Origin of the sequence: Streptomyces sp. NPDC003247 (assembly GCF_042888135.1) — a bacterium.
In the GTDB taxonomy this organism is placed as follows: Bacteria; Actinomycetota; Actinomycetes; order Streptomycetales; family Streptomycetaceae; genus Streptomyces.
Map to the genome: position 1 here is coordinate 662,147 of NZ_JBIAPF010000003.1, position 12,564 is coordinate 674,710.

9 protein-coding genes are annotated in these 12,564 nt (G+C 69.0%); all 9 read right to left on the reverse strand.

Annotation, left to right across the window (positions count from 1 at the left end; all coding sequences use genetic code 11):
- Window positions 1-4 precede the first annotated feature (4 nt).
- Window positions 5-1,531 carry an amino acid permease gene (locus ACFYWQ_RS12295; RefSeq protein ID WP_389515427.1) on the reverse strand — a complete coding sequence of 509 codons (1,527 nt, stop codon included), beginning with the start codon at window positions 1,529-1,531 and terminating at the stop codon, window positions 5-7.
- Window positions 1,532-1,716: 185 nt separating this feature from the next.
- Window positions 1,717-3,645 (reverse strand): 1-deoxy-D-xylulose-5-phosphate synthase, encoded by a 1,929-nt coding sequence (dxs, locus tag ACFYWQ_RS12300; RefSeq protein WP_389515429.1) that lies wholly within the window; start codon window positions 3,643-3,645, stop codon window positions 1,717-1,719.
- A gap of 210 nt (window positions 3,646-3,855) precedes the next feature.
- Window positions 3,856-5,286, reverse strand: coding sequence for a sugar ABC transporter permease (locus ACFYWQ_RS12305; RefSeq protein ID WP_389515431.1), 1,431 nt, complete (start codon window positions 5,284-5,286; stop codon window positions 3,856-3,858).
- Window positions 5,283-6,074 (reverse strand): ATP-binding cassette domain-containing protein, encoded by a 792-nt coding sequence (locus ACFYWQ_RS12310; protein WP_389515433.1) that lies wholly within the window; start codon window positions 6,072-6,074, stop codon window positions 5,283-5,285. Before ACFYWQ_RS12310 ends, ACFYWQ_RS12305 begins: the two co-directional genes overlap by 4 nt.
- A gap of 274 nt (window positions 6,075-6,348) precedes the next feature.
- A complete protein-coding gene (locus tag ACFYWQ_RS12315; RefSeq protein WP_389515435.1) occupies window positions 6,349-7,440 on the reverse strand; it encodes a sugar ABC transporter substrate-binding protein in 1,092 nt (363 codons plus the stop codon).
- 123 nt (window positions 7,441-7,563) lie between these two features.
- Window positions 7,564-8,763, reverse strand: coding sequence for an ROK family transcriptional regulator (locus ACFYWQ_RS12320; RefSeq protein WP_389515945.1), 1,200 nt, complete (start codon window positions 8,761-8,763; stop codon window positions 7,564-7,566).
- 307 nt (window positions 8,764-9,070) lie between these two features.
- Window positions 9,071-9,994 carry a carbohydrate ABC transporter permease gene (locus tag ACFYWQ_RS12325; protein ID WP_389515437.1) on the reverse strand — a complete coding sequence of 308 codons (924 nt, stop codon included), beginning with the start codon at window positions 9,992-9,994 and terminating at the stop codon, window positions 9,071-9,073.
- A 2-nt stretch (window positions 9,995-9,996) separates the two neighbouring features.
- Complete coding sequence (locus ACFYWQ_RS12330) at window positions 9,997-10,923, reverse strand: carbohydrate ABC transporter permease (RefSeq protein ID WP_389515439.1); 927 nt, start codon at window positions 10,921-10,923, stop codon at window positions 9,997-9,999.
- Between the two features lie 28 nt (window positions 10,924-10,951).
- Window positions 10,952-12,415 (reverse strand): N-acetylglucosamine/diacetylchitobiose ABC transporter substrate-binding protein, encoded by a 1,464-nt coding sequence (gene ngcE, locus ACFYWQ_RS12335; RefSeq protein ID WP_389515441.1) that lies wholly within the window; start codon window positions 12,413-12,415, stop codon window positions 10,952-10,954.
- Window positions 12,416-12,564: the final 149 nt, after the last annotated feature.

Here is a 12,564-nt window from a genome sequence, read left to right on the forward strand (position 1 = left end):
CGGGTCAGAGGGTGCCGTCCCCCCGGTGCGGGTGGGCCACCTCCTCGACCGTGGTCTCCTCGTGGCGGCCCAGCCGGCTGTGGGAGCGGCCGTAGAGGAAGTAGACGAGGAAGCCGATGACCATCCAGACGGCGAAGCGGACCCAGGTCTCGGCGGGCAGGTTGACCATCAGCCAGAGGGAGGCCACCACCGAGAGGACCGGGAGGACCGGCACCCAGGGCGTGCGGAACGCCCGGTGCAGGTCGGGGCGGGTACGGCGGAGGACGATCACGCCGATCGCGACGACCACGAACGCGAAGAGCGTGCCGATGTTCACCAGTTCGGCGAGTTCGCTCAGCGGGGTGAAGCCGGCGAGGACCGCGATGAGCACGCCGAGCAGGATGGTCGGCCGGTGCGGGGTCTTGAACCGCGGGTGGACCTGGGAGAAGAAGCGCGGCAGCAGCCCGTCGCGGCTCATCGCGAAGAAGACCCGGGTCTGGCCGAGCAGCAGGATCATGCAGACCGTGGTGAGACCGACGGCGGCGCCGAAGCTGATGAAGCCCGCGAACCAGGGGTGGCCGGTGGCCTTGAACGCGTCGGCGAGCGGCGCGGTGATGTTCAGCCTGCTGTAGTGCTCCATCCCGGTCACGACGATGGACACCAGGACGTAGAGGGTGGTGCAGATGAGGAGGGAGCCGATGATGCCGCGCGGCATGTCCCGCTGCGGGTTCCTGGTCTCCTCGGCGGCCGTGGCGACGACGTCGAAGCCGATGAAGGCGAAGAACACCACGGACGCGGCGGTGAAGATGCCCATCACGCCGAAGTTGGACGGCGCCCAGCCGAACATCAGCTGGATGAGCGGGGACTGGAGGCTGTCGCCCGCCGGCACCGGCTGCGCCTTCGGGATGAACGGGTCGTAGTTCCTGCTCTCGATGAGGAAGGCACCCGCGATGATCACGACGAGGACGACGGTCACCTTGATCGCGACGACGACCGAGGTGACGCGCGCGGACAGCTTGGTGCCGACCACGAGGATGGCGGTGAGCACGAGGACGAGCGCGGCGGCGAGGATGTCGAAGCCGAACCCTTCGGCGCCGTCCCTGGTGCCGAGCGCCGCCGGCAGGTGCCATCCCGCGTTGTCCAGCAGCGAGGCGAGGTAGCCGGACCAGCCGACGGCGACCACCGCCGTGCCCAGCGCGAACTCCAGGACCAGGTCCCAGCCGATGATCCAGGCGGGGAGCTCCCCGAGGGAGGCGTACGAGAAGGTGTACGCGGAGCCCGCCACCGGCACGGTGGAGGCGAACTCGGCGTAGCAGAGCGCGGCGAGCGCGCAGACGACCCCGGCCACGACGAAGGCGAGGGCGACGGCCGGACCGGCGTTGTTCCTGGCGACCGTGCCCGTGAGGACGAAGATGCCGGTGCCGATGATGACACCGACACCGAAGACGGTCAGGTCCAGCGCGGACAGCGACTTCTTGAGCGCGTGCTCCGGTTCCTCGGTGTCGAGGATGGACTGCTCGACCTTCTTCGTCCGGAAGAGGGTGCTGCTCACGGGCGTACCTCCCACGCTGGTCGTCCTCGACATGATCGAGAGCGCGTGGTGCGTATGCCCCGGCGTGGGCGTGTCACGCGGACGGGCCGGTCGCACCACTCCTCACGGTGGCACAACCGGCCCTTTCCGGCGCGTTCGGCCTGTCCGTCCGGGCGTCTCCGGCGCGGCAGGGCCCTTGCAGTGCGTCAGTCGCGGGCGGACTCCACGGAGTCGACCTCGGCCTCCGTGCTGTCGTACCGTCCGTCGAGCCGGGAGACCAGGCCGGTGACCTGGCGGGCGATGTCGGGGGCGGTCAGACCGATCTCGGCCATGACCTCGGCGCGGGTGGCGTGGTCGAGGAAGCGCGGCGGGATGCCGAAGTCGCGCAGCGGGACGTCGACGCCGGCGTCCCGCAGGGCCTGGGCGATCGCGGAGCCGACACCGCCGACACGGGAGTTGTCCTCGACGGTGACGACCACCCGGTGCCGGTCGGCGAGCGGGGCCATCGCCTCGTCGACCGGCTTGACCCAGCGCGGGTCGACGACGGTGGTGGAGATGCCCTGCCGGTCGAGGAGCCCGGCGATCTCCAGGCACATGGGCGCGAGGGCGCCGACCGAGACGAGCAGCACGTCGGGCCGGTCGGTGCCGGGCTCGCGCAGCACGTCCATGCCGCCCACCCGTCCCACGGCGGGCACGGCGGGGCCGACGGCGCCCTTGGAGAAGCGGACGACGGTCGGGGCGTCGTCGACCTCGACGGCCTCGCGCAGCTGGGCGCGCACCTGGTCGGCGTCGCGCGGCGCGGCCAGCCTGAGCCCCGGCACGACCTGGAGGATCGACATGTCCCACATGCCGTTGTGGGAGGCGCCGTCGGTGCCGGTGACCCCGGCCCGGTCCAGGACGAACGTCACCCCGCACTTGTGGAGCGCGACGTCCATGAGGACCTGGTCGAAGGCGCGGTTGAGGAAGGTGGCGTAGACGGCGAAGACGGGGTGCACGCCCGCGTGGGCGAGGCCCGCCGCGGAGACGGCGCCGTGCTGTTCGGCGATGCCCACGTCGTAGACGCGCTCCGGGAAGGCCTTGGCGAACTTGTCCAGGCCCACCGGCTGGAGCATGGCGGCCGTGATGGCCACGATGTCCTTGCGCTCCTTGCCGAGCTCGACCATCTCGTCGCCGAAGACGGAGGTCCAGTCGGCGCCGGAGGTGGAGATCGGCAGACCGGTGTCGGGGTGGATCTTGCCGACGGCGTGGAAGCGGTCCGCCTCGTCCTGGAGGGCGGGCTGGTAGCCGCGGCCCTTCTCGGTGAGGCAGTGCACGATGACGGGCCCGCCGAACCGCTTGGCGCGGGCCAGCGCCGACTCCAGGGCCTCGATGTCGTGCCCGTCGATCGGGCCGACGTACTTCAGGCCGAGGTCCTCGAACATGCCCTGGGGGGCGATGAAGTCCTTCAGGCCCTTCTTGGCGCCGTGCAGGGTGTCGAAGAGCGGTTTGCCGACGACGGGGGTGCGGTCGAGGATCTCCTTCGTCCGGGCGAGGAAGCGCTCGTAGCCGTCGGTCGTGCGGAGCGTCGCGAGGTGGTTGGCGAGGCCGCCGATCGTGGGGGCGTAGGAACGCTCGTTGTCGTTGACGACGATGACGAGCGGGCGGTCCTTGGCCTCGGCGATGTTGTTCAGCGCCTCCCAGGCCATGCCGCCGGTCAGCGCGCCGTCACCGATGACGGCGACGACGTGGCTGTCGCGTTCGAGGAGCTGGTTGGCCTTGGCGATGCCGTCGGCCCAGCCGAGCACCGTGGAGGCGTGGCTGTTCTCGAGGACGTCGTGCTCGGACTCGGCCTGCGAGGGGTAGCCGGACAGGCCGCCCTTCATCTTCAGCCGGGAGAAGTCCTGTCGTCCCGTGAGCAGCTTGTGCACGTAGGACTGGTGGCCGGTGTCCCACAGCACCTTGTCCCTGGGCGACTCGAAGACCCGGTGGAGGGCGATGGTGAGCTCGACCACGCCGAGGTTGGGCCCGAGGTGGCCGCCGGTCTTGGAGACGGCTTCGACGAGGAAGGCGCGGATCTCCCCCGCCAGCCGGTCCAGCTCCTCCGGGCTGAGCCGGTCCAGATCGCGCGGTCCCGTGATGCGGGTCAGCAGCGGCACCCGTGCCTCCTTGCAGTAGAGCTGATCGAGCTGTTGCCGGGTTCGTCGAGTCTAATGTTCCGTCTCGGCCCGTGGACCACGGCCCGTGCGTCATAGGTCACCCGTCGGCCGTACCCATGTCGGACGGTTCCTATGACAGCGCTGTGCCCGGCACCGAGGACGGTGCCGGGCACGGGCGTGCGGGACACGACGGCGCGGTCCCGGGGAGCGTCAGCCGCGCCCCGCGGCCTTCTGGCTCTTGCGGGAGACGGAGTCGATGACGACCGCGCCGAGCAGAACACCACCGGTGATCATGTACTGGATCGAGGTGTTCATGTTGAGCAGGTCCAGACCGGTCTGGATGGACTGGATGACCAGCATGCCGAGCAGCGCCGACCACACCGAACCGCGGCCGCCGAAGAGGCTGGTGCCGCCGATGACCGCCGCGGCGATCGCCAGCATCAGCGTGTTGCCGCCACCGGCGTTCAGCGTGGCGCTGGCCGTCTGGCCGGCGAAGAACATACCGCCGACCGCCGCGAAGCCACCGGCGATGGCGAACACGGTGATCCGGATCAGGGCCACGTTGATGCCGGCCCGGCGCGCGGCCTCGATGCCGCCGCCGACCGCGAAGACCTTGCGGCCGTAGGTGGTGCGGCGCAGCACGAAGTCGACGATGACCAGGCAGGCCAGGAAGATGACCAGGGCGTTGGAGACGCCGGCGGCGTTGTTCAGCACGGCGGCGGCCACGAAGGAGGCGATGCCGAGCGCGCCGACCCGGATGAGGATCTCGCTGGTCGGCCGGAACGGCACGCCCGCGATCCTGCGGCGGCGCTGCTCACCGAAGTTGCCGACGAGCATCAGCACGACACCGAGGCCGGCCAGCAGGTAGGCGCCGACGATGGCCTGGTCCATGAAGAAGGAGCTCTGGCCGAGCAGGTGGACCGGGCCGGATTCGGCCGGGATGTTGATGGTGCCGCTGGAGCCCAGCAGCCACAGCATCAGACCGTTCCAGCCGAGGAAGCCGGCCAGGGTGACGACGAACGCGGGGACGCCGATCTTGGCGAAGAACCAGCCGTGCAGGGCGCCGATGGCGACACCGGTGAGGACGGTGAGGAACAGCGCCACCCACTGGTTCATGGTGTGGTCGACCACGAACACCGCGAACAGGGTGGACGCCAGACCGCTGACGGAGCCGACGGACAGGTCGATCTCACCGAGCAGCAGCACGAACACCAGGCCGATGGCGAGCATGCCGGTGGCCGAGAGGAAGTAGCTGACGTTCGAGAGGTTCTCGGCGCTCAGGAAGCGGTCGTTCTGGAGCTGGAAGATCGTCCAGATGATGATCAGGCCGATGAAGACCGGCAGGGAGCCCAGCTCGCCGCCCTTCACCTTGCGCTTGAACTCGGTGACGTAGCCCTTGAGGCCCTCTTCGCGGACCAGCAGGCGCGGGTCGACGACGGCGACGGGGGCCGCGGTGGGGTCGTCGGCGGGGGCGACGGTCGCCTGCTTCTCGACGACGCCGTCGGTCTTCTCGACCTTGGTGGCCTTCGGCGCCTCGGCGCCGTCGCCCTTTACGGCCTTCGCGGCCTCGGCGCTGTCGCCCTGCGCGGCCTTCTCGGCCTCGGCGTTGTCGCTCTTCACGGTCTTGGACGTGTCGCTCACTTGGCCGCCTCCGCGGTGCGACGCCCCGCACGACGGGTGACGGCGTTGTCCGTGGCACCCGTGATCGCGGCGATGATCTCTTCGTGGCTGGTGTCCTTCACGGGGAAGGAGCCGTTGTTCTTGCCCAGGCGCAGCACGGCGACGGTGTCCGCGACCGCCTTGACGTCGGCCATGTTGTGGCTGATGAGGATGACGCCGAGGTCCCGCTCGCGCAGCCGCTCGACCAGGTCGAGGACCTGCGCGGTCTGCTCGACGCCGAGGGCGGCGGTGGGCTCGTCGAGGATGACGACCTTCGGGTCACCGATCAGCGCGCGGGCGATGGCGACGACCTGGCGCTGGCCTCCGGAGAGGCTCGCGATCGGGATGCGCACGCTCGGGATGCGGATGGAGAGCGTGGACAGCAGCTCCCGGGCGTTCTTCTCCATCGACACCTCGTCGATGACGCCGCGGCGGAGCAGCTCGCGCCCGAGGTAGAGGTTGCCGACGACATCGAGGTTGTCGCAGAGGGCGAGGTCCTGGTAGACCGTCGCGACGCCGAGTGCCTGGGCGTCGTTCGGCTTGGTGATGCTGACCGGCCTGCCCTCCCACTCGATGACGCCCTCATCGATGGGGTGGACACCCGCGATCGTCTTGACCAGGGTCGACTTACCTGCGCCGTTGTCGCCCACCAGGGCGACCACTTCTCCGGCGTGGACCTCCAGCTCGACGTCGGTGAGGGCCTGGACCGCACCGAATCGCTTGGAGACTCCGCGCAACGCCAGCACGGGCGTAGCGGACACGTGAACCATCTCCTTCGCCGCCTGACCGGCGGGGATGCCGCGCTGTTGGGAAAGGCGCGGAAGGGTGTGCGGGACGGGACGCGGAACGCGCCGTCGACGCACGAGGTTTACAAGATGAACATGCGCGAGACCGTCGCGCTCGGCAACGGTTCCGTCCGACGCCCGCCCCGGCAGCGGGGTGTGAGGTGGGGCAGGCGTCGGAGGAGTCTCGCGGGACCGCTGGGCGGTCTGGGCCCGGCTCCCCGTGGGGACCCGGGCCGGGTGCGCGTGGCGCGCGGTGTCGCTACTGGAGACCGGCGGTCTTGCAGGCGGCGGCGTACTCGGCGGTGCAGATCTCCTCGACCGTGTACAGCTTGTCCGCGACCACCGTGTCCTTGATGTTGGCCTTGGTGACCGAGACCGGGGTCAGCAGCTGGGAGGGGACCTTGTCGCCGGAGCCGCTGGTCAGCGTCTGGGTGGCGAGGGACTTGATGTCCTTGCCCTCGAGCAGGTTGACCGCGAGCTGGGCGGCGGCGTCGGCCTCGGGCTTGAACGCCTTGTAGACGGTGGAGGACTGGGTGCCGGCGACGATGCGCTGGATACCCGCGAGCTCCGCGTCCTGGCCGGTCAGCGGGATGCCGCTGATCTTCGCGCCCTTGAGGGTGTTGGCGATGCCACCGGCCATGCCGTCGTTGGCGGAGTAGACGGCAGCGATGTTCTTCGCACCGAGCTGGGTGATCGCGGCGGACACCTTCTGCGCGGCGACGGTGTCCTTCCACAGGCCGGACTGCTCGTAGGCGATGTCGACCTTGCCGTCGAGCGCCTTGTGCGCGCCTTCCTTGAACTGGGCGGCGTTCGGGTCGGCGTCGTCACCGTTGATCATGACGACCTTGGACTTGGCGGTCGCCTTGGAGCCGAGGGCGTCGAGCAGGGCCTGGCCCTGGAGCTCGCCGACCTTGACGTTGTCGAAGGAGACGTAGGCCGAGACCGGGCCCTGCGCGAGACGGTCGTACGCGATGACCTTGACACCCTTGTCCACCGCGGACTGGATGGAGGACTTGATCGCGGCGGAGTCCTGGGCGGAGATCACGATGACCTTCACGCCCTTGGTGACCATGCTGCTGACCTGCTGGGCCTGCTTGGCGGCGTCGGCGGCGGCGTTCGCGTACTCGACGTTGCAGTCGGAGCAGAGCTCCTTCACCTTGGCCTCGAAGTACGGCTTGTCGAACTTCTCGTAGCGCGCGGTGACGGTGTCGGGGAGCAGCAGGCCGATCGACTTGCTGTCGGAGCTGCTGCTGTCGGAGTCGTCGCCGCCCGCCTTGCCGCACGCGGCAATCGACAGGGCCATGGACACGGCGGTGGCGCCGATCACGACTCTACGCATCGTTGCGTTCATGTGGGTTGTGCCTCCCTGACAGGGCCGCAACGCTGCGGCCGAGGTGGCTCGAAGTCAACTCGGCCGCAAGTTCGACGTCAAGAAGTAAATACTTAACGAGATGGCAACGGGGTCATTCGTTCTCTAAGTGAAGGCGGGTGCGGCGGAGGACAGCGTTCCGTCCAAAAGAGTCGAATCGCCCATCTCGCTGAGCGCGAGGGCGAGCGCCCCGAGCACCTCCGCACGGCCCCCGAGTGCCCCCGGGAGAACGGAGAGTTGGCGCGCCGCGCTGGGGATCGCGTAGCGGCCGACGGACTCCCGGATCGGTCCGAGCACCAGCTCCCCGGCCTCGGCGAGATCGCCGCCGAGCACCACCCGGCTCGGGTTCAGCAGGTTGCAGAGATTGGCGACTCCGCTGCCGATATGGCGTCCGACGTCGGCAATCACCCTACGGCAGCCCGGATCCCCGTCCCTGGCCAGCCTCACCACGCCCTCCATCGTGAGGTCGGTGCCGTGGCTGGGCTGGAGGAGCGGCAGTACGTACCGCGCGGCCGTGAACGTCTCCAGGCAGCCGCGGTTTCCGCAGCGGCAGACCGGGCCGGATTCGTCGAGCGTGATGTGCCCGATCTCCCCCGCGGTGCCGCCGGGACCCCGGTAGATCTTCCCCTCGATCACCAGACCTGCGCCGACACCGCTCGCGACCTTGATGTAAGCAAGATCACGTACGCCTCTGCCGCTGCCCCAGACCATCTCGCCGAGGGCGCCGAGGTTGGCGTCGTTGTCCACGTGGACGGCCACCCCGAGACGGCCGCGCAGCTCCTCGGCGGGGCGCGTGCCGATCCAGCCGGGCAGGATGGCGGAGGAGCCGAGCGTGCCGGACTCCACGTCGATGGGGCCGGGCACGCCGAGCCCGACCCCGGCGATCTTGGACCGGTCGACCCCGGTGGCCTCGATCAGACGCTCGACCAGCTGCTCCGCCCGGTCGAAGCCCTGGGCCGAGGAGGCGTCCACGTCCAGCGGCTCGGACTCCTCGGCGAGCACCTGGTGGGCGAGGTTGCCGACGGCGACCCGGAGGTGGGTGTGGCCGAAGTCGACGCCGATGACGATGCCGGCGTCACCGCTGAGGCTGACGCTGCGGGCCCTGCGTCCGCCCGCCGAGGTGGGCGTGACCTCGACGGTTCCGCCGTCCTTCAGCTCGCGCACGATGTTCGACACGGTGGCCGCCGACAGACCGGTCGTCCGGGCGATCTCCGCCTGCGTCAGGGACCCGGCCAGACGCACGGCCCGTACGACCCGCTCGAGGTTGGCTCGGTGCAGCGACGACTGCGACCCCGGAGTCTCCACGACGACCTCCTGCGCGCGGGACCGCAGCGATGGGGCCCCGTCCATGTCCAACTAGTGAACTCTAAGCTGAGCTGTTCGGGTCGCCTCCCGTCAAGAGGTTGAACAGTATCCGCGTGCTCGAACAAAGAGACGGACGCCGGCGGCGACCGACGTTGCGGGGTGTGCGGAGGCGGGTGCGCGGTGTTGCGGGAATCGGGCGGGCGGGCGGGCGCACCAGGCATGAAAAGCGGACGGAAGCACACATAAGGCGGCGCACGCCGCCCCCTGCGCCCCGGGAGCCCGCGTACGCCGCCTGAAGGCGCGAGGTCTACTTCAGCGCGCCCGCTGTCAACCCCTGCACCACCTGCCGCTGGAACACGACGTAGGCCGCCAGGACCGGCAGCATCGCCATCACGAGTCCGGCGAAGAGCCCCGACCAGTCGCCCTTGTAGCCCTGGCTGACCGCCAGTTGGACGAGCCCCTGGGTGAGGACGCGCCGGTCGGGGTCGGTGTTGAGGACCGTGGGGAGCATGTACTGGTTCCACTGGCCCAGGAAGTTGAAGATGCCCACGCTGACCAGGCCGGGCCGGGCCATGGGCAGCATGATCCGGAAGAAGGTGCGGCTGTGGGAGGCGCCGTCGACGAAGGCCGCCTCCGCGATCTCGGTGGGCAGGGTGCGGAAGAACGCCGTGAGGAAGAACACCGTGAACGGCAGCGAGTAGGCGATGTAGACGAGGATCAGGCCGTGGAGGGTGTTGAGCAGCCCCATGGTGTCGACCACGTAGAACAGCGGGACCAGCGCCAGCATGATCGGGAAGCTCATGCCGCCGACGAACAGGTAGTAGACGAAGCGGTTGCCGGGGAAGTCGAAGCGGGCCAGGACGTACGCCGCCATGGAGCCGAGGACCAGGGTGCCGACGAGCGAACCGCCCACCACCAGCACGGTGTTGAGGAAGTAGTCGCTCATGTCGGCCTCGGTCCACGCCCGGGCCCAGTTGTCGAGGTGCAGGGCGTCGGGCAGCGACCACGGCGAGCCGAAGATGGAGGCGTCGTCCTTGAAGGAGGTCATCACCGCCCACAGCAGCGGCAGCACGACCATGACCGCCCACAGGGCGAGGATGCCGTGCGAGAAGGCGTTGAGGATCTGCCCCTCCCCCTTCCGCCCGGACGGACGGCCGGGCGGGGGCGGGTCCGTCTTCGTCACGGGCGCGGGCACGGGCGCGGCGGGTTCCGTGGTCTTCTCGATGCTCATGATCAGTACTCCAGCCGCTCGCGCCGCCCCAGCCGCATCACGAGCGCGGCGAAGGCCAGCGTCACGACGAGCAGGGCGACGCCGATGGTGGTGGCGTAGGCGGCCTGACCGTCACGGAACGCCTTCTGGTAGACGTACAGGACCATGACGGTGGTCGAGTAGTCGGGGCCGCCCGGTCCGGTCGTCATGATCTGCACGACCGCGAACGACTCCGCGCCGAGGGCGAGGATGCCCAGGTAGACCCAGCCGGACTGCACGGTGTCCCACAGCAGCGGCAGGGTGATGCGGAAGAAGGTGGTGGCCCGGTTCGCGCCGTCGAGCAGGGCGGCCTCGTACAGGTCCGCCGGGATCGACGCCATGCCCGCGGAGAACAGCACCACGAAGAACCCGACCGTCGACCACACCAGCACCGCCATCACGCACCACAGCGCGAGGTCCGGGTCGCCCAGCCACAGCGGCTGGACGCCGTCCAGTCCGATCCCCCGCAGCAGGGAGTTGACCGCGCCGCTGTCCGGGTTGTACGCGAAGGCGAACAGCAGCGCGACGATCGCGATGGAGAGCACCTGGGGGAAGAAGTACACGATCTTGTAGAAGGAGGAGCCCCGGACGCCGGAGACCGCCGGGCCGCCCTTCCTCCTCCGTCCGCCGACATTGATCATGAAGGCGAGGAACAGCGCGAAGCCGATCGTGATCAGCGGCACCACGACCGCGAACGTCAGGCTGTGCCACAGGGATTTCCAGAAGACGTCGTCGTCCAGCATCCTGCGGTAATTGTCGAGGCCGACCATCTCGAATTCGGGGCTCAGACCGGTCCAGTCCGTGAACGAGTAGTAGATGGACTGGACGAACGGCCAGATCACGAAGAGCGCGTACAGTCCCAGGGGCAGCGCCAGGAACCCCACGATGAAGCGGTACTTGCCGTGCTGCATCACCACTCCGGTGCCGTGTGAATTCCCGTTACTGGTGCTTGTAGTGCTTGATCGACGTGTCCTTCGCGGTGTCGTCGGCGAATTTCTGGATCTTCTTGACGGCCTCGGCCGGGGTGAGGCGGCCGGCCATCATCTCGCCGAGTCCGGACACGCCGATCTGCTCCTTCTGCAACTTCACGTACCAGTCCTGGAGCCGGGGGTTGAGCACGTTCTCGCCCGCCTTCTCCAGCGCGGCGACGCCGGCCTTGAGCCCGGGGGTGAGGGTGATGCCGTCGGTGCCGCCGTCGTAGGCGGTCAGCGACTTCACCTTGGCGGTGAAGTTCTTCGACGACGCCTCGCCGAGCATGATGCGCAGCTGCTCCATGCCGCCCGCCGCGTTCTTCGCCTTGGCCGGCACGACGAACGGCTCGCCGCCGGAGGCCCACAGGGCGCCGAACGGCAGCGCGTCGGAGGAGTCGATGCCGGTGGGCGCCGAGACGGCCAGGTCGAAGTCGTCCGGGATGACGTTCGCCGACTCGTTCTCCACCCAGGAGCCGTTGGGGAGGAACAGGGCCTTGCCCTGGGCCCACGCGGTCTGCGACTGGATGTGGTCCAGCCCGGGGGTGCCCTTGAGGACGTAGCCCTTCTGGTAGAGCTCGTAGTACGCCTCGAAGCAGGTCTTGACCGCGGGGTGTTCCCAGGCCTTGGGCTCCAGGTTGTCGATGGCGTCGAGGACCTCGCGGCCGCCGACCTTGCCGATCATCGGGTACAGCGAGAAGGGGAGGTAGTACGGGTACTTGCCGGCGTACGTCCAGCCCGCGATGCCCTTCTTCTTCGCCTTCTCGCAGACGGCGAGCATCTCGTCCCAGGTCTCGGGGTACGTGGCGTCCAGCGAGTCCAGGAGCTTCTGCGAGTACCAGACGCCGTAGACGGTGTAGGCGTAGTACAGGATCCAGACGGGGTCGCCGTCGAGTTGGCCCATCTCCACGATGCCGGGCCTCAGCGTGTCGCGGACCTTCTTCGCCGGGTCGTCGTAGGAGGGGGCGTCGAGCAGCGGGGTGAGGTCGGCGAGCTGGTTCTTGCCGGCCAGGACGCCCATGTCCATCTGCTCGGCACCGGAGTTGTCGATGAGGTCGGGCGGGGTGCCCTGGTTGAAGCGGGGCTGGAGCGTGGACTGGATCTTCTGGGTGGCCGAGAACTTCACCTCGACGTCGGGGAAGTTCTGTTCGTAGATCTTCACCGCGTCCTCGGCGTACTCCTTGCCGAAACCGCCGTCGAACAGGACGAATTCCAGGGGGGCGGTCTCGTTGACCGCGAGCGGGTTCTGCTCGGTCTTCTTGCCGGCCTTCGCCTTGTCCTGGTCGCCGCCGCCCCCACTGCTGGCACAGGAGGCCAGAAAGCTCATCGTGGGGACCGAGATCAGGCCGAGTGCCGCGGACCGTCTGATCAGGTCGCGGCGGCCGAAACCCGCGGAGCCGTTGTTCTCGGACGCCGATGCGGAAGTGGATCCCATGCTCAAGTCCTCGCCTTCTCCAGGACTCAGGCGGTGAACCGGATCCGGGCCGGCACCGCGGTCAGGTCAAGCAGGTCGTGCGGTCACGTGGATCGCCGACAGGTATAGTCCACTTCTCGCCGAGGGGGCAAGATCGGATACAGGGTTGG

Coding starts and splice junctions, on each gene's coding strand:
- ACFYWQ_RS12310 (WP_389515433.1), bottom strand. CDS start 6,074: ATGGTTCACGTGTCCGCTACGCCCGTGCTGGCGTTGCGCGGAGTCTCC.
- ACFYWQ_RS12315 (WP_389515435.1), bottom strand. CDS start 7,440: ATGAACGCAACGATGCGTAGAGTCGTGATCGGCGCCACCGCCGTGTCC.
- ACFYWQ_RS12325 (WP_389515437.1), bottom strand. CDS start 9,994: ATGAGCATCGAGAAGACCACGGAACCCGCCGCGCCCGTGCCCGCGCCC.
- ACFYWQ_RS12330 (WP_389515439.1), bottom strand. CDS start 10,923: ATGCAGCACGGCAAGTACCGCTTCATCGTGGGGTTCCTGGCGCTGCCC.
- ngcE (WP_389515441.1), bottom strand. CDS start 12,415: ATGGGATCCACTTCCGCATCGGCGTCCGAGAACAACGGCTCCGCGGGT.